Annotated in this window: 15 protein-coding genes; 12 read left to right on the top strand and 3 right to left on the bottom strand. The window is 66.5% G+C overall.

Annotated elements, in window-relative coordinates; genetic code table 11:
- Positions 1-132: 132 nt before the first annotated feature.
- On the bottom strand, positions 133-990 hold the full coding sequence (locus Q1W26_RS09915) for an SDR family oxidoreductase (protein WP_300439228.1): 858 nt from the start codon (positions 988-990) through the stop codon (positions 133-135).
- Positions 991-1,178: 188 nt separating this feature from the next.
- Between Q1W26_RS09915 and Q1W26_RS09910 the strand changes: the two genes are divergently transcribed.
- From Q1W26_RS09910 to Q1W26_RS09870, 9 genes are all read left to right on the top strand, one after another.
- Positions 1,179-1,970, top strand: coding sequence for an SDR family oxidoreductase (locus tag Q1W26_RS09910; RefSeq protein WP_300439225.1), 792 nt, complete (start codon positions 1,179-1,181; stop codon positions 1,968-1,970).
- 84 nt (positions 1,971-2,054) lie between these two features.
- On the top strand, positions 2,055-3,032 hold the full coding sequence (locus Q1W26_RS09905; protein WP_300439222.1) for an OB-fold domain-containing protein: 978 nt from the start codon (positions 2,055-2,057) through the stop codon (positions 3,030-3,032).
- Between the two features lie 10 nt (positions 3,033-3,042).
- Entirely contained in the window at positions 3,043-4,176 is a 1,134-nt protein-coding gene (locus tag Q1W26_RS09900; RefSeq protein ID WP_300439220.1) for an acyl-CoA dehydrogenase family protein, read from the top strand.
- Positions 4,148-4,567 carry a MaoC family dehydratase gene (locus tag Q1W26_RS09895; protein ID WP_300439217.1) on the top strand — a complete coding sequence of 140 codons (420 nt, stop codon included), beginning with the start codon at positions 4,148-4,150 and terminating at the stop codon, positions 4,565-4,567. Before Q1W26_RS09900 ends, Q1W26_RS09895 begins: the two co-directional genes overlap by 29 nt.
- 12 nt (positions 4,568-4,579) lie before the next feature.
- Positions 4,580-5,764: a lipid-transfer protein gene (locus Q1W26_RS09890; RefSeq protein WP_300439215.1), complete on the top strand. Its 1,185-nt coding sequence runs from the start codon at positions 4,580-4,582 to the stop codon at positions 5,762-5,764.
- Positions 5,765-5,774: 10 nt separating this feature from the next.
- The gene (locus Q1W26_RS09885) at positions 5,775-6,941 is read left to right on the top strand and encodes an acyl-CoA dehydrogenase family protein (protein WP_300439212.1); all 1,167 of its coding nucleotides are present in this window, start codon (positions 5,775-5,777) and stop codon (positions 6,939-6,941) included.
- 24 nt (positions 6,942-6,965) lie between these two features.
- Positions 6,966-8,171, top strand: coding sequence for an acyl-CoA dehydrogenase family protein (locus Q1W26_RS09880; RefSeq protein WP_300439209.1), 1,206 nt, complete (start codon positions 6,966-6,968; stop codon positions 8,169-8,171).
- A gap of 13 nt (positions 8,172-8,184) precedes the next feature.
- Positions 8,185-9,336, top strand: coding sequence for an acyl-CoA dehydrogenase family protein (locus tag Q1W26_RS09875; protein ID WP_300439207.1), 1,152 nt, complete (start codon positions 8,185-8,187; stop codon positions 9,334-9,336).
- Positions 9,337-9,396: 60 nt separating this feature from the next.
- Positions 9,397-10,818: a DHA2 family efflux MFS transporter permease subunit gene (locus Q1W26_RS09870; protein ID WP_300439205.1), complete on the top strand. Its 1,422-nt coding sequence runs from the start codon at positions 9,397-9,399 to the stop codon at positions 10,816-10,818.
- 84 nt (positions 10,819-10,902) lie between these two features.
- Here the strand turns inward: Q1W26_RS09870 and Q1W26_RS09865 are convergent, their stop codons facing one another.
- Positions 10,903-11,283, bottom strand: coding sequence for a hypothetical protein (locus Q1W26_RS09865; protein WP_300439202.1), 381 nt, complete (start codon positions 11,281-11,283; stop codon positions 10,903-10,905).
- Positions 11,284-11,508: 225 nt separating this feature from the next.
- A complete protein-coding gene (locus tag Q1W26_RS09860; protein WP_300439199.1) occupies positions 11,509-13,170 on the bottom strand; it encodes an iron ABC transporter permease in 1,662 nt (553 codons plus the stop codon).
- A gap of 37 nt (positions 13,171-13,207) precedes the next feature.
- Here Q1W26_RS09860 and Q1W26_RS09855 point away from each other — a divergent pair, with 37 nt between their 5' ends.
- The 3 genes from Q1W26_RS09855 to Q1W26_RS09845 all read left to right on the top strand — a co-directional run bounded on the left by Q1W26_RS09855 (position 13,208) and on the right by Q1W26_RS09845 (position 16,925).
- Positions 13,208-14,281 (top strand): ABC transporter ATP-binding protein, encoded by a 1,074-nt coding sequence (locus tag Q1W26_RS09855; RefSeq protein WP_300439231.1) that lies wholly within the window; start codon positions 13,208-13,210, stop codon positions 14,279-14,281.
- A 114-nt stretch (positions 14,282-14,395) separates the two neighbouring features.
- Positions 14,396-16,027: a CorA family divalent cation transporter gene (locus tag Q1W26_RS09850; protein ID WP_300439196.1), complete on the top strand. Its 1,632-nt coding sequence runs from the start codon at positions 14,396-14,398 to the stop codon at positions 16,025-16,027.
- A gap of 121 nt (positions 16,028-16,148) precedes the next feature.
- The gene (locus Q1W26_RS09845; RefSeq protein ID WP_300439194.1) at positions 16,149-16,925 is read left to right on the top strand and encodes a ferredoxin--NADP reductase; all 777 of its coding nucleotides are present in this window, start codon (positions 16,149-16,151) and stop codon (positions 16,923-16,925) included.
- Positions 16,926-17,073: the final 148 nt, after the last annotated feature.

Genomic DNA, 17,073 nt, shown 5'->3' with positions numbered 1-17,073 from the left:
GTGTGCAAACCCGGCCGTGGGAAACCCCGGCCAACGTAACGCCAAACACGGGAAATCCATCCCGCAAGCCCTCACCGGTTCGCGGTCGAATGGAATGAACCCTGGCAAACACGTTGCGCAGAGGCCTGCAGCTCAACCGTCGGCGCCGACCGCTGCCCGGTTTTCGCGCACCCACAGCCCCCGCTCCCGGGCCAGGCTCTGGGCGTTCAGGGTGCGTTTCTGGAGGGTGTCGGCTTCGGTTGAAGTTGCCAGCCAGACCATCACGTCGGCGGGCACCTGCGGCGGGGCGACCCGGCCGCCGAGGGCCTCCACGCCCTTCGCGCCTATGGTGGCCTGCAGGGCTTCCGTGTCGACCACACCCGGGTTCACCGTGAAGGCACGAATGCCCCGCTCGCCCAGTTCGGTGGCCAGCACGCCGGAGACGCGCGACACGGCGGCCTTGCCGGCACCGTAGGCGTAGCCCCAGCCGCCCTTGGCGGCAGCCACCGGCGGGTCGTTCTCTCCTGCGCCGGAGGTGACGTTGATGATGGTGCATCCCCCGTTTTCCAGCATCCCGGTGATGATCGCCCGGGTGAGCAGGAAGGGGGCCATCACATAGCCCTGGAACACCCGTTTCAGGGTCGCGGGCTCCAGCTCCAGGAAGGGCAGGTTGAGGTCGCTGCCCTGGTAGATCGCGTTGTTCACCAGCACATCCACCCGGCCGAAGGCCCGCAGCGCCACGTCGGCGGCGGACAGCACCGAGGTGTCGTCCAGCAGGTCGAGGCGGATTTCCCGCACGCGCCGGCCCAGGGCGCGGACTTCGGCGGCGGTGCTTGCCAGGCTGCCAGGCAGGGGGCTGCCGTCGGACTGGCGGAGGGCGTGTCGGTGCTGATCCCCGTCGTCCAGCGTGCGGGCGCTGATGATCAGATCGTAACCGGCGCGGGCAAAGGCCAGCGCCGTTGCCTTGCCGATGCCCCGGCTGGCGCCGGTGATGAATGCCACCTTGTTCATGTCGCCTCTGTTGGGTGTCTTGTGGGAGTGCTGAGTGTAGGGCGGCGGCGCTGACGGGCATCGTCAATTCGGACCAGCCGCCCGCCCACTGTCGCCACTCGCCCGTTCATCCATCGTCCGTTCAGACGACGAAGCCCTTCCGGCCTGTCCCTAGACTCCGGTTCCATACCAAAGGAAGGAGCAGAGACATGGCAGACGAGCGAGTCCCGGCACCCGCCCTCGATTACACGGGGAAGGTCGTGCTGGTCACCGGAGGCACCAAGGGCATAGGCGCAGGCATCGCCCGCTGTTTTCTGGCGGCCGGGGCAAAGGTGGTGGTGTGCGGGCGCAACGCGCCGGACAGCCTGCCGGCGGTGGGTGCGGCCGAGGCCGAGTTCATCGCCGCCGACGTGCGCGAGGTGGAATCCCTGCAGGCCCTGTTCGGCGAGATCCTGGCGCGTCACGGCCGCCTGGATGTGGTGGTGAACAATGCCGGCGGGGCGCCCCACGCCCTGGCCGACACGGCGTCGCCGCGTTTTCACGAGGGCATCATCCGCCTCAACCTGATCGCTCCCCTGCACGTGGCCCAGCAGGCCAATGCGCTGATGCAGGGCCAGGAGGAGGGCGGCACGATCATTTTTATCGGCAGCATCAGCGCCCTGCGTCCCTCGCCGGGCACCGCCGCCTACGGGGCGGCCAAGGCCGGAGTGGTGTCCCTGGCCACGTCGCTGGCGGTGGAGTGGGCGCCGAAAGTGCGGGTGCTCACGGTGAGCCCCGGCCTGGTCCGCACCGAGCAGTCCCATCTTCATTTTGGCGACGAAGCCGGCATTGACGCCGTCGCATCGACGATTCCCGCCGGCCGCCTGGCCACCCCGGACGACATCGGCAACGCCTGCCTGTTTCTGGCCTCGCCACTGGCGAGCTATGCGGCGGGGGCCAACCTGCTGATGAACGGGGGCGGCGAACGCCCGGCTTTTCTGGCGGCAAGCAACACCGATTGAGCAACCACAACAGGAATCGGGCGCCGGCGGAATGCCGTGGTGGCGCCACGCTTCCGGCAACCCTTAACGTGCAGGAGACATAACTTGGCTGAACAGGATTGGATGTCCGAGGTGCGTGGAATGGTCGGCCGCGAATACGGCCGGGTCTACGCCTGGGACCATGTGAACGAGCCGATGATCCGCCAGTGGTGCGAGGTCATGGGTGTGAGCAACCCTCTCTACACCGATGCGGCCTACGCGGCCACCACCGTGCATGGCGGCATCGTGGCCCCGCCGGCCATGCTCCAGGCCTGGTGCCTGGAGGGCCTGCACATGAACAACTACCCGCCGGGCTCCACCACCGAGAACCCCTACGAGGTTCTGAAGCGGATGGAAGCCGAGGGCTATGCGTCGGTGGTGGCGGTCAATTCCGACCTGGCCTTCGAGCGCTACGTGAAGCCGGGCGAGCGCCTTTACTACACCACCCGGCTGGACGCGGTGGGTGAACAGAAGACCACCGCGCTGGGCACCGGCTTCTTCGTGACCCTGGTGATGAGCTTCTTCTCGGAGAAGGCCGCGGGGGACGAGAAGGTCGGTTCGCTGCTGTTCCGGGTCTTCAAGTTCCGCCCCGCCAACCCGGTCAAGGTGGTGGAGGAGGGCAGCGCTGCAGCGGCGCCTCCCAAGTACAAGCGCCCCAAGCCCGGCATCAGCGACGACACCCGCTTTTACTGGGAAGGCGTCGAGGCCGGCCAGCTGCGCATCCAGCGCTGCAAGGGCTGCGGCACCCTGCGCCACCCGCCGGGCCCGGTGTGTTCCAGCTGCCACTCTTTCGAGTGGGATTACGTGGAGGCTGCCGGTACGGGCCAGCTTTACTCCTTCGTGGTGATGCACTACCCCGAGGTGCCGCCCTTCGACTACCCCAACCCGGTCGGCCTGATCGAGCTGGATGAAGGCGTGCGCCTGATCGCCGGTCTGGTGGGCGTCAAGCGCGACGAGATCCGTATCGGTCAGCGGGTGAAGGTGGAGTTCCAGACCTTCGACGACGGGCTGACCCTGCCCATGTTCCGTCCGCTCGAAGCTTGAGGAGCATGTCATGGACTTTCAACTGAGCGACGACCAGCGCGCCATTGCCGAAATGGCCGGCAGCCTGTTCGCTGACCTGTGCAGCGACGAGCGCCTGCGCGCCTTCACCACCACCGGCGAAACCTGGATGGCCGAGCTGTGGGCCCAATGCGTCGAGACCGGCCTGCACGCCCTGGCCATTCCCGAAGAAGCCGGCGGCAGCGGCCTGGGCATGACCGAACTGATGCTGGTGCTCGAGGCCCAGGGCCGTGGCCTGGGCCTGGTGCCCCTGTGGCGTCACCAGCTTGCCGCGGCCACCCTGGCCCGCTTTGGCGCTGCGGCCCATCAGGCCCTGACCGGCAAGGCCGCCGCCGGAGAGGCGCTGCTGAGCCTGGCGCTGGATGGCCTGGCCAGTGCCACCGGCGTGGCCCTGGAAGCCCGCCCCGAGGGCGGCGGCTTTGCCCTCCACGGCCGGGTGCCGGCCTTGCCCCTGGGCATGGAGTCGGCGGCTGCGCTGCTGCCGGCCCATACGCCGGACGGCCTGCGCCTGGTGCTGCTGCGGCTGGATGCGGACGGCCTCGACAAGGTGGCCGGCGTGCTCACCCACGGTGAAGGCATCGCAGAACTGCACTGCAAGGGTGTGCGGGTGAGCGATGCCGACGTGCTGCCAGTCGCCGCCCTGGCGTGGCTCGAAGCCCGTGCCATCGCGGCCCTGGCGGCCCTGCAGCTGGGCGTCAGCGCCGAGCAGGTGCGCCGCACCGTGGCCTACGTGAGCGAGCGGGTCCAGTTCGACCGCCCCATCGGCAGCTTCCAGGCGGTGCAGATGGGCCTCGCCGACGCCCACATGTCCATCGAGGCCCTGCGCTCCGCCCTGTGGCAGCTGGTGTACCGGCTCGATGCCGGGCTGCCGGCGGGCCCGGAGGCGCTGGCCACCCGCTACCTGGCCTGCGAGACCGGCCACCTGGTGGGGCACCGTGCCCAGCACGTGCATGGGGGCATCGGTGTCGACCTGAGCTACCCGATTCACCGCTACCTCTACTGGAGCCGGGCCCTCGGCCTGGCCCTCGGCGGCAGTGCCGCCACTCTCGAACGCCTGGGCGAATGGCTCGCCGATAACGACACGCTGGGATGGAAATATGACCTCGCAGAACACCCGACGCTTTGATGACGTGCGCCCCGGCGACACCCTGCCGGAGCTGCCGGTTCCGATCACCGTGGCCCTGATCGCCAGCGGCGCCCTCGCCACCCGGGACTACTTTCCCGGCCACCACGACAAGGACGCCGCCCAGGCGCTGGGCTCGCCCCACGTCTTCATGAACATCCTCACCACCAGCGGCCTGGCCCAGCGTTTCATCGAGGAATGGGCCGGCCCCGCCGCCGTGTTCCGGGATCTGAAGATCAAGCTCGGCGCGCCCAACTATCCGGGCGACACGATGACATTCACGGGCGAAGTCACCCACGCCGATGCGGACAGCCGCACGGTGCAGGTGAGCCTCAAGGGCAGGAATTCCATGGGCAACCACGTGACCGGCACGGCCACGCTGGCGCTGCCCTGAGCGGGAGCAGAGATGCAGACGAATGAACTGAACATCGCCGGTCGCGCCGCCATCGTCGGCCTGGGCGCCACCGAATTCTCCAAGAACTCCGGCCGCACCGAACTGCGCCTGGCCATGGAATCCGTGCTGGCCGCGCTGGCCGACGCGGGCATCGACCCGGGCGAAGTGGAGGGCTTCAGCTCCTACACCATGGACAAGGTGCCGGAATACGAAATGGCCCGCCTGCTGGGGTGCAAGAACGTCAAGTTCTTCTCCCAGATTCCCCACGGCGGCGGCGCCGCCTGCGCACCGCTGGTGCATGCGGCCATGGCCGTGGCCACCGGCCTGGCCAAGACGGTGGTGGTCTTCCGGGCCATGAACGAGCGCTCCTGGTATCGCTTTGGCACCGGCGATTACGGCTTCGGCGCCACGCCGATCTTCGAGAACGTGAACTACGGCTGGTACATGCCTTACGGCTTTCACACCCCGGCCGCCTGGGTGGGCATGTTTGCCCAGCGCTACATGCACGCCCATGGCGCCACCTCGGAAGATTTCGGCCGTGTATCGGTGGCGGCGCGCGATTTTGCCGCCACCAACCCGGCCGCCTTCTTCCACGGCAAGCCGATCACCCTGGCAGAGCACCAGGCCTCCAAGTGGATCGCCGAGCCCCTGCGCCTGCTCGATTGCTGCCAGGAATCCGACGGTGCCGTGGCGATGGTCATCACCTCCGCCGAGCGGGCCTGCGACCTGAAACAGAAGCCGGTGATCATCAAGGCCGGCTCCCAGGGCATCACCGCGGGCCAGCAGAGCATGACCTCCTACTATCGGGACGACATCACCGGCCTGCCGGAGATGGGCGTCGTGGCCAGGGAGCTGTACGCCCAGTCCGGGCTTGGCCCGGAGGCCTTCCAGACCGCGGTGATCTACGACCACTTCACGCCCTTCGTGCTGCCCCAGCTGGAGGAGTTCGGCTTCTGCAAGCGGGGCGAGGCCAAGGACTTCATCCGTGCCGGCCACCATGCCCGCGGCGGCAAGCTGCCCATCAACACCCACGGCGGCCAGCTTGGCGAGGCCTACATCCACGGCATGAACGGCGTGGCCGAAGCGGTGCGCCAGGTGCGCGGCACGGCGGCCAACCAGGTGGCGGATGTGGAAAACGTGCTGGTCACCGCCGGCACCGGCGTGCCCACCAGCGGCCTGATCCTGGGTTGCGCCTGAGGAGGATGCCATGTTCGTCGATCTGACCCCCGAGCAGCACGCCCTGCGCCTCAAGGTGCGGGATTACTTCCAGAACCTGATGACCCCCGAACTTCGCGCCGCCCTGCGCGGCCTGGAAGGGGGCGATCTGTACCGGGACACCATCCGGAAAATCGGCCGGGACGGCTGGCTGGCCCTGGGCTGGCCCAAGGAGCACGGCGGCCAGGGCTACGCGGCCACCGAGCAGCTGATCTTTTTTGAAGAAGCCAACATCGCCGGGGCGCCGCTGCCCTTCGTGACCATCAGCACCGTCGGCCCCGCGCTGATGGAGTTCGGCACCGCCAAACAGAAGCAGCAGTTCCTTCAGGGCATCGCCGCCGGCGAGATCCTTTTTTCCATCGGCTACTCGGAACCCGGCGCCGGCTCCGATCTGGCGGCGCTCAAGACCACCGCCCGGCTCGACGGCGATCACTTTCTGGTCAATGGCAACAAGCTGTGGACCTCCGGCGCCGAAGCCGCCGACTACATCTGGCTGGCCGCCCGCACCGATCCCGATCTGCCGCGCCACAAGGGCATCTCGATCCTGATCCTGGACACGCAGGAAGCGGGTTTCTCGCACACGCTGATTCCCACCTGCAGCAACCCCACGGCCGCCACCTATTACGATAACGTGCGCGTCCCCGCCGACATGCTGGTGGGCAAGCTCAACGGCGGCTGGCAGCTGGTCACCTCCCAGCTCAACCATGAGCGCCTGGGGCTGGGTGCCTGGTCCGACAAGGTGGTGGGCCTGTTCCGCCGCGTCTTGCTGTGGGCCAGGGCCCCGGACGAAAGCGGCCGGCGCGCCATCGACAGCGCCTGGGTGCGCAGCCTGCTGGCCGAGTGTTACGCCCGCCTGGAGGCCATGCGGCTGATCAACTTCCGCATCGCCGCCGATCTGGAGCGGGGCAGGATGGACGTGGCGCTGGCCTCCAGCACCAAGGTGTATGGTTCCGAGTCGGCCATCGAGATCCTGCGCAAGCTGTCCGAGATCCTCGGCGCTGGCGGCCTGGTGCACGCCGGTTCGGCAGCGGCCCTGCTGCTGGGCGAGCTGGAATACGAACTGCGCGCCTCGGTGACCCTCACCTTCGGCGGCGGCACCAACGAGATCCAGCGCGGACTGATCGCCCAGTTTGGCCTGGGCATGCCCCGGGCCATGTAGGCACCGGCAGACAAGGATGAAGCGATGAGCACGATTGACGAATTCCGCAAGGAAGCACGCGCCTGGCTGGAGGCCAACTGCCCGCCGGCCATGCGCACCCCTACGCCGGACGGGGCGCTGATTTTCGGCGGACGGAAGCTCAGCTTCCAGTCCGACGACCAGCGCCTGTGGTTCGAGCGCATGCGCGACAAGGGCTGGTTCGCCCCGGACTGGCCTGCCGAATACGGTGGCGGCGGCCTCACCGCCGAACAGACCGCGGTGCTGGAAGCCGAGATGCGCCGCATCCACTGCCGCCCGGCGCAGATCAACCTGGGCATCTGGATGCTCGGCCCGGTGATCCTGGAATTCGGCACCGAAGAGCAGAAGCAGGCCCTGCTCAAGCCCATGACCCGTGGCGAGATCCGCTGGTGCCAGGGTTTCTCCGAGCCCAATGCGGGCTCGGATCTGGCCAGCCTCAAGATGTCGGCGGTGGACCAGGGCGATCACTTCCTGGTGAACGGCACCAAGATCTGGACTTCCTACGGGGACAAGTCCGACTGGATGTACGCCCTGGTGCGCACCGATCCGGCGGCGCCCAGGCACCGGGGCATCAGCCTGATCGTGCTGGACATGCAGTCGCCGGGCATCACCGTCACGCCCATCGATCTGATCAGCGGCAAGTCGTCCTTCTGCCAGGTTTTCTTCGATAACGTGAAGGTGCCCAAGGGCCAGCTGATCGGCCCGCTGCACGGCGGCTGGACCCTCGCCAAGGCCTTGCTCCAGCACGAGCGGCGGGCCATGTCCAAGTTTGGCGAGTTCAGCCTGCCCACCCACTTCGACCTGATGAGCCTGGCCGAGCGCTACCTGCCGGCGGCCGAGGCCAGCGCGCCGGCCGACATGGCCCTGCGCGCCCGCGCCGTGGCGATGTCCATGGAGGAGCACAGCTACACCCTCACGGTGCAGCGCATGGGCGACGAGATGCGCGCCCGCCACAACGTGTCCGGGCTGATGTCCATCATGAAGCTGGTGCATTCCGAACAGGAGAAGGACAAGTTCGAGATCCTCCTCGACCTGATGGGCCACCGCGCCCTGGGCTGGGAGGGAGACGAATTCGACGACCAGGAACTGGCCCTGGGCAAGGCCTGGCTGGGCAGCTTTGCCCAGACCATCGCCGGCGGCTCGTCCGAAGTGCAACTGAACGTCATCGCCAAGCGGGTGCTCGAGCTGCCCGAAGGCAAAGAGAGCAAGTGAGGAGGCGATGGTCATGAGTCTGGTTTATTCCGAAGAGCAGCGCCTGCTGGCCGATACCGCCAGCGAATTTCTGGCCGCCCGAAGCCCGGTCAGCGCCCAGCGCCGGCTGCGTGACGAAGGCGCGGCCGAAGGCTTCGACCCGGCCCTGTGGCGGGAGATGGCAAACCTGGGCTGGAGCGCGATCCCCTTCCCGGAAGCCCTGGGCGGCCTGGACTTTGGCTGCAAGGGCCTGGGAGCCGTGTTCGAGCAGATCGGCAGCAAACTCAGCGCCTCGCCGCTCCTGTCCAGCATCGTGCTGGGCGGCTCGGCGGTGGAACTGGCCGGCTCGCCCGACCAGCAGGCCGCATGGCTGCCGGCCCTGATCGCCGGCGAGAAACGCATTGCCCTGGCGGTGGACGAGCAGCCCCGCCACAACCCGGCCGACACCGCGCTGGCCGCCCGCCGGAGCGGGGAGGGTTGGGCGCTGGCGGGTGACAAGGTCTTCGTGGCGGACGGCATCGGGGCCGACGCCTTCGTGGTGGTGGCCCGCACTGCCGGCAAACCCGGCGACACGGCCGGGCTGAGCCTGTTCCTGGTCCCTGCCAATGCGGCCGGCCTGCGGGTTTCGCCGATGAAACTGGTGGATGCCCGCAACTACGCCCGGCTGCACCTGGACGCGGTGAAGCTGGATGCCTCCATGCTGCTGGGCGCCGAGGGCGAAGGCTGGGCCGCCCTCGATGCCGCCCTCGACCGGGGCAGAGTCTGCCTGGCTGCCGAACTGCTGGGGGCGGCCCAGGCCCTCTTCGACACCACGCTCGAGTACCTCAAGACGCGGGTCCAGTTCGACGTGCCCATTGGTTCCTTCCAGGCCCTGCAGCACCGGGCCGCGTGGTGCTACACCCACCTGCACCTGGCGCGCAGCACCGTCATGGCCGGCCTCGCCGCCCTCGACGATGCGTCCCTGGACGCCGCCGGGCGGGCCCGTCTGGCCAGCCTGGCCAAGTGGAAGGCCGGCGAAGCCGCCCACCGGATCAGCCGCGAGGCGGTGCAGATGCACGGCGGCATGGGGGTGACCGACGAACTGGATGTGGGGCTCTTCCTCAAGCGCATCCGGGTGGCCCAGGCCTGCCTCGGCGATGGGGATTTCCACTGTCAGCGCTACGCCGACGCCGGCCAGGTTCGCTGAGATGTCGCGGGTCGTCGGTCATGCGCCCGTCAAGGCCGGCCCCCGCGGCCGGGTTCACCCATGCTGAGCCTGCTCATGCCCGCCGCGCTCAGCCGCGACGAGCTGTTTGCCCGCCACGGCGAGCGCTACCGGTGGCTGGCGCTCTTTACCGTGGCCATCGGCGTGATTGCCGCGGTGCTCGCCACCACCAGCTTCAGTGTTGCAGTGCCGGCGATGGGCGCCTACTGGGGCATGGGGCAGGACCGGGTCCAGTGGGTCATCACCGGCTACATGGCGGCGATGACCATCGCCATGCTGCCAACCCCCTGGCTGCTCGAGCGTTTCGGCTTCCGGCGGGTCTTTCTGGGAACCGTGTTGTTTCTGGGCCTGACCAGCCTGGCCGGGGCCCTGGTCAGTGATTTTGCGGGCACCGTGGCGATCCGCCTGCTGCAGGGGGCGGCGGCCGGGGTGCAGCAACCCCTGTCGATGGTGGTGGTGATGCGCCTCTTTCCGCCGGGCCGGCAGGGCCGGGCGACGGGCATGCTCAGTTTTGGCATCGTGCTGGCCCCCGCGGTGGCGCCGGCCCTGGCCGGGGTGCTGCTGGAACACTTCGGTTGGCAATCCATCTTTCTGCTCAGCGTTCCCTTTTGCCTGCTCGCCGGCCTGTTGGCCGTCCACCTGCTGCCCCGGGCGGAGGACACCCAGCGCCGCCCCTTCGACTGGTACGGGGTGGCCCTGCTGAGCGTCATGACCCTGGCGCTGATCGAATGGGTGTCCAGCCTGCGGGAAGCCGGCCCCCTGGCCACCTGGAGCCTGGCCCAGGCGGGCGTCGCGCTGCTGTCGGCGGGCCTCTTCGTCGCGCATGCCCGACGAACGGCGGCCCCGATCTTCTCCCTCGAGTTGTTTCGCGAGCGCTCTTTTGCGATGGGCATCCTCGTGTCCTTCGCCTACGGCGTGGGCGTGTACGCATCGAGCTACCTGATTCCGGTTTTCCTGCAGAACGCCCTGGGCTACGGGGCCACCCCCGCCGGCCTGGCGCTGATGCCCTCCGGCTTCGTGCTGGCAGCGGCCATCCCGCTGGCCGGAATGTTGGCCGATCGCCATTCGCCGCGCTGGATCACGGTGACCGGCCTGCTGGTCTTCGGCCTGTCCTTCCTCTATTTCGGCCTGCGCGGCAGTGCCGTGAGCTACGCCGAAATTCTGTGGGACACGATGATCGGCCGCATCGGCCTGGGCCTGATCATCCCGGCCCTGACCCTCGCCACCCTGCGTCATCTCCAGCCCCGCCTGATGGGCGAAGCCTCGATGGTCAACAACTACATCCGCCAGCTCGGTGGCGTGCTGGGCATCGCCATCGTCGCGGTGTTCGTGGAGTGGCGCATCACCGTGTATGGCACCACGCCCCAGGGGATAGACGCAGCCTACTCGGAAGCCTTCCTGCTTCTCACCGCAACTTTCCTGCTGGCCACGGTGGCGGCGCTGAGGATGAAGCCGCGGGGGTGAGGGGGAAAGGGCAGGGCGCGCTGCCTGTATTGGATATCGCCGGAGCGGCCGTTTTTACGGACCGGGCAAGGTTGAAGCTCGCCGTTACACCGCGAACCAAAAGCGAACCAACGCAAGAGAGAGCGCGAAGACGTATCCATAGGCGAAGCGGTCAATGCGCAGTACTTGCTGACCACGTCGTGAACGACGCGAGCCAATTGTGCTCATCAGCGCACCAACAACTACCGGTGTCGCAACGAGATTGGTAATGCGCAAGTCGGGAGCCTGAACAAAATTGCTTGGAAAGGGCCAGAGGCTGAGTCCACCGATGGTCGCACCGAATATCGCGTATCCGACAGCCACGAGCCACGGGTTGGGCGGCGCACGAAGTGGCTCCGTCAAAGCATGAAGTCCAAGCTCAACGGCAATCTCAAGAATTGCTTGCAGCAGGAACTCAGCGATGATTTCGAGGATTGATTCAAGCATGCGATGGAGCGGCCTTGACCGGAATTTATGTGTAATGGATTAAACGTGCTCATGCCTGCAGGCTGCAAGGTATGGCAAAAATTGGCAAGCCAATCTCCCCAACCCCGACGAGCACGCGATGCGGGATGTGACGCGTCAAGAAATTCCTGATTATTCGGCCATTCAATACCGACGACCCGCTCGCCCTGAGCGTGTCGAAAGGCAGGGCCAGAGCCGGGTTGATGCCTACTTGCGGGCGCGGGAGATCTGGCGCGACAGGGCGATCAGCGGCAAAAGGCCGACGGCCACGATCGCCAGGGCGGCGGTGGACGCTTCGGCGAGGCGTTCGTCCGAGGCCAGGGTGTAGGCCTGGGTGGCCAGGGTGTCAAAGTTGAAGGGGCGCATCACCAGCGTGGCCGGCAGTTCCTTCATCACGTCCACAAAAACCAGCAGGCCGGCGGTAAACAAGCTGCCGCGCAGGATGGGCACATGCACTTCGCGCAGGGTGCGGCCTTGGCCGAGGCCCAGGCTGCGGGCGGCGTCGTCCATGCTCGGGGTGATCTTGGACAGGCTGGCATCGACGGTTTGCAGCGCCACCGACAAAAAGCGCGCAAGGTAAGCGTAGATCAGCGCCGCGATGCCGCCGGTGAGGAGCAGGCCGGGGTTGCTGCCGAAGGCGCTTTCCCATTGCCCGGCCAGCCAGTTGTCGAGGCGGGTGACGGGGATCAGCACGCCGACGGCAATCACGGTTCCCGGCACCGCGTAGCCCAGCCCGACCAGCCGGTTGAGGCCCTGGGCGAGAAGCGTTCTGGAGAGTCGCGCGCTGTAGGCCAGCAGCACGGCCAGCGCCACGGCGACGAGGGCGGTGAGCCCGGCCAGCGTGAAGCTGTTGCGGGCCAGCACCAGAAAGCGTTCGCCGAACTGGGCGTCGCCTTCGCCAAGGGCCATGCGCAGCAGCAGGTAGGCCGGCAACAGAAAGCCGAGGGCCAGCGGCGTGAGGCAGGACAGCATGGCCAGCAGCGCGGCGCCACCGCGCAGGCGTCCGGCCGGGGCGCGGTGGCGGGTGGAGGTGTTGTTGTAGCGGGCCCGTCCGCGGGTGATGCGCTCGACGGCCACCAGCAGCAGCACAAAGCCGAGCAGCATCGCCGCCAGCTGCGCCGAGGCGACCCTGTCGCCCAGCGAGAACCAGGCCCGGTAGATGCCGGTGGTGAAAGTGTTGACGGCAAAGTAGGCCACGGTGCCGTAGTCGGCCAGGGTTTCCATCAGCGCCAGGGCGACGCCGGCGGCAATGGCCGGACGGGCCAGCGGCAGCGACACGGTAAAGAAGGCCCGCCACGGCCCGATGCCCAGGGTGCGCGCCGCTTCGAGCACGCCGCCGGCCCGTTCGAGGAAGGCGGTGCGGGCGAGGAGGTAAACATAGGGGTAGAGCACGAAGACGAACATCAGCATGGCGCCGGGCAGGGTGCGGATGTCCGGGAAGTAGTAATCGCCGAACTCCCAGCCGAAGATTTCGCGCAGCGCGCTTTGCACCGGCCCGACGAACTGCAGGAAGTCGGTGTACACATAGGCCATCACGTAGGCCGGCACCGCCAGCGGCAAAACCAACGCCCATTCGAAGAACCTGCGGCCCGGAAAATCATGCATGGCCGTGAGCCAGGCGGTGGCCACGCCAATGACCGCCACGCCCAGCCCGACCCCGGCGCACAGGGCGAGGGAGTTGCTGATGTATTCGGGGAGGACGGTTGCGGCCAGGTGACTCCAGGTTTCGCTGGTGCCCCCGAGCAAGAGATTGAAGCCCACGCTGGCGACCGGGAGTCCGGCCAGAAGGGCGACGAGCAGGGCTGCGACGACGAGCGGGGAGAGGTGGCGGGTGAGCAGCCGGAGGGGGGCAGAGTGTCGGGAAGTCATGGGCATCCGGAGGTTAATGCGAATTATAATCGACACCATGTCCAAACTCGAACTCAGGGCCGTGGTTCAGCGCTACGGCCGTCAGACCATCGTCAATGGCGTTGATTTTCGTCTGGAGCAAGGCAGCATCGCCTGTCTGCTCGGCCCGTCCGGTTGCGGCAAGACAACCTTGCTGCGCTGCATCGCGGGCTTCGAGGAAGTCTCCGGCGGCGAAATCCTGATCCACGACACCGTGATGAGCCGCTCCGGTTACCGGGTGCCGCCCGAGAAGCGCAAGATTGGAATGGTTTTCCAGGATTACGCGCTGTTTCCGCATCTGACCGTCGAGCGCAACGTGGGCTTCGGGCTGGGCGATGTGCCGGCGGCGGAGCGTGCCCAGCGGGTCGAAGACCTGCTTGCCACGGTGGGCCTGGCGGGCCAGGGGCGCAAGTTTCCCCACGAGCTCTCGGGCGGCCAGCAGCAGCGGGTGGCGCTGGCCCGGGCGCTGGCCCCGCGGCCCGAGCTTGTGCTGCTCGACGAGCCGTTCTCCAACCTCGACGTGGACCTGCGCGAGCGGCTGTCGCTGGAGGTGCGCGAAATCCTCAAGAGCGAAGGCATGACGGCGGTGCTCGTTACCCACGACCAGCACGAGGCCTTTGCCATGGCCGACGAGATCGGCGTGATGTTTGATGGCCGCATCCAGCAGTGGGATACGCCCTACAACCTGTACCACCGGCCGGGCAACCGCTTTGTAGCGGATTTTGTCGGCAAAGGGGTGTTCGTGCCGGGCACGGTGCTGGCCGACGGGCAGGTCGAGATCGAGATGGGCGTGCTCAGGTCAGGCGTGCCAACAGAATGCGGGCGGGGCTGCGGGGCGTGCGGCAAGGGCTGCGGCGTGGATGTGCTGCTGCGCCCTGACGACGTGATTCACGACGACGCCAGCCCGACCCGCGCAGAGGTTCGCCACAAGGCTTTTCGTGGCGCCGACATCATGTACACCCTGCGTCTGGCGAGTGGCACCGAGGTGCTGTCGCTGGTGCCGTCGCACCACAACCACGCCATCGGCGAACATATCGGCGTGCGCCTGGAGGCGGACCACGTGATCGCCTTCCGGCAGCAAAACGCGGCCTGATTTTTTCAAAGCCTGTTTTGAACAGGCGGCGGGCGAGCGATCAAAACAAGAGCTTGTCCGTGAATAAGAGGCCGACGCCGGCCTATTCATGGACAAGCTCTAAAAGGAGACGCCATGCTCTCGCAATCTGACCAGCTTGTCCGTCACTTCCGGGATGTTCTGGTGTGGCCGGTGCAGATCCGGCCCGGTTTTTCAGGGGGCGATGTCTCCCGCCTGCATCGGCTGATGACCGACGGGCCCTGGGTGCCGGTCGATGATGAATTTACCGCCAACCCGGCCGATTTCCAGGAGCGCCACTACAAGGAGTTCGTGGCCTTTCTGCCCTATGTGCAGCGCTTTCTGTATGGCGAGAGCCGTTCAGGCTCCACCGACGGGCAGCCCAGCCGGGCGGCGCCGATGGCGGTTTATCGGCGCACCGACGTGGCTGGCCTCGATGTCACCCTGCGGCCCGGTGACGCGCCGATCCGGCTGCGCGTGGCGCATGTGGATCTCTATCTCTTTCTCGACATGGACGTGGCGCTGCTCAACGTGGAGGTTGCCGCCGACGACGTGCCGCTGGCCACCGCGCTGGAGCTGCTCTATCGCTTCGGCCGGGCCTATCCCACCGGCTGGGATGCCAGCGGGCAGGGCGTGCACAACGTCCATCGTTCCGAACTGCTCGACCGGGAAGGCCGGGTGCTCGTCACGTCAGATTCCGGCAACCGGGAGCGCTACCTGCATTTTGTATGCAGAAACCGGGCGCCCTGTGTCGGAGCCCTGTGGGCCTGGCTGCTGCGGCCGCTGGTGCTGGATCAGGAAGACGAGGCCGGCGAAGTGCGCTTTCGGCTGATCGAGTATTACCGCATGCCGATGATGGCCTATCTGGCCCTCGACAATCCCCGCGCCCTGAGCCGGGAGGATTTCATCCGCATCGGTTTCGCCGCCAATCTGCCCGATCGCGACCCCATTCCGGTGCGTGATCCGGCGGTGATCCGCTTCGAGCGGCTGCATTGCGAAGATCGCTTCTGGACCGATTCGGACGAAGGGCCCAACAGCCGTTTCATCTGCACGGGCAACGCCCTGATCCTGGTGGGCGAGGCCGGCTCGGACTACTTCCGCGATCCCGAGCACGGGCTTCTCGCGCGCTTCCGGCATCAGTATTTTCTGGTCTTCCTGATCGCCCATTTTCACCGGGCCGCGCTGCTGTCCTTTTCGGACGGGCTGGCCAGCGCGGTCAATGATCTGGACATCCGCGACAGCGAATCCGTGCGGCGCTTCAAGCGCCGCATCCGCCAGTCCTTCGAGGCGTTTCTGCGCTTCACCCATCGCTACTGGTTTCACGAGGTTTCGGAGCAGGGCCTGGTGCAGTCCCTGTTCCAGCGCACCACGCGCATGCTGCGCAATGACGAACTGTTTGCCGATGTGAAGGAGCAGGTGCGGGAAATGAGCGCCTACCTTGACAGCGACAGCCAGCGGCGCCAGTCGGGCACCGTGCTGCGCCTGACCGTGGTGACCATCTTCGGCCTCATTGCCACCGTGGTGACCGGCTATTTCGGCATGAATCTGTTCAGCTTTCCCGAAGTGCCCGAGTCGCGCAAGCTGCTCCAGTTTGGCGTGGTCACCGTGTTTGCGCTGGGCCTCGTGCTGTTTGCCGTTGCGAGGTCCAAGCGTCTTTCGGATTTCCTCGAAGCCATGTCGGACGAGCGCCTGCCGCTACGGGCCAAGTGGGTGTCGCTGAGCCGGGTGTTCCGCAAGCCCGAGGATTAGGGGCGTGCAGGCAGACGCCTTTGTTTATCCATAAAATAGATAACGTATAGCTAAATTATTCAGTTAATAGAAATGCAATGAAGGCTTAAAATTTTTCTTTCAGAAAAATTTCCACTCGATCATGGCAGCCTTCAACACCGAAACCGTGCTTTCCGTTCATCACTGGAACGACAGCTTGTTCACCTTCCGCACGACGCGTGACGCCGGGCTGCGTTTCATCAACGGCCAGTTCGTGATGATCGGGCTGGAAGTCAATGGCCGCCCCCTGATGCGCGCCTACAGCATCGCCAGTGCCAACTACGAAGAGCACCTGGAGTTTTTCAGCATCAAGGTTCAGGACGGCCCGCTCACCTCGCGCCTGCAGCACCTTCAGCCCGGCGACAAGCTGCTGGTGAGCAAGAAGCCCACCGGCACCCTCGTGCTGCGGGATCTCAAGCCCGGCAAGCGACTGTTCATGTTTGCCACCGGCACCGGGCTGGCGCCCTTCATGAGCCTGATCCACGACCCGGAAACCTACGAGCGCTTCGACAAGATCATCCTGATCCACGGGGTGCGCTGGACCAATGAACTGGCCTACCACGACTACATCGAGGAAGACCTGAAGGAACACGAATACCTGGGCGACATGATCCGCGAGAAGCTGGTCTATTACCCCACCGTAACCCGCGAGCCCTTCCGCAACGAAGGCCGCCAGACCGACCTGATTTTGTCCGGCAAACTCTTCGCCGACCTGGGCGAGCCGCCCCTCGACCCGGCCACCGACCGCGGCATGATCTGCGGCAGCCCGGCGATGCTCAAGGAAATCTCGACCATGCTCGACGGCTTCGGCTTCAAGATTTCGCCCCACATCGGCGTCGAGGGCGATTACGTGATCGAACGGGCTTTCGTCGAGCAATAATCGGAAAGTGAAACGCCGGGCTATTAACCCGGTCCTTTGATTCACTTCCCACCGTTTGTTCTGTGGGGGAGACTTCAGTCGCCCCCACAGCTTGGGTAGATACTGTTATCCCCGTCAAGCTCCGTGAAGCCCTGGCTGGAAGGTCTGC

It is taken from the genome of Zoogloea sp., assembly GCF_030157465.1.
Lineage (GTDB): Bacteria > Pseudomonadota > Gammaproteobacteria > Burkholderiales > Rhodocyclaceae > Zoogloea.
The sequence above is the reverse complement of the archived record's forward strand: the minus strand, read 5'-3'. Positions and strand labels throughout refer to the sequence as shown.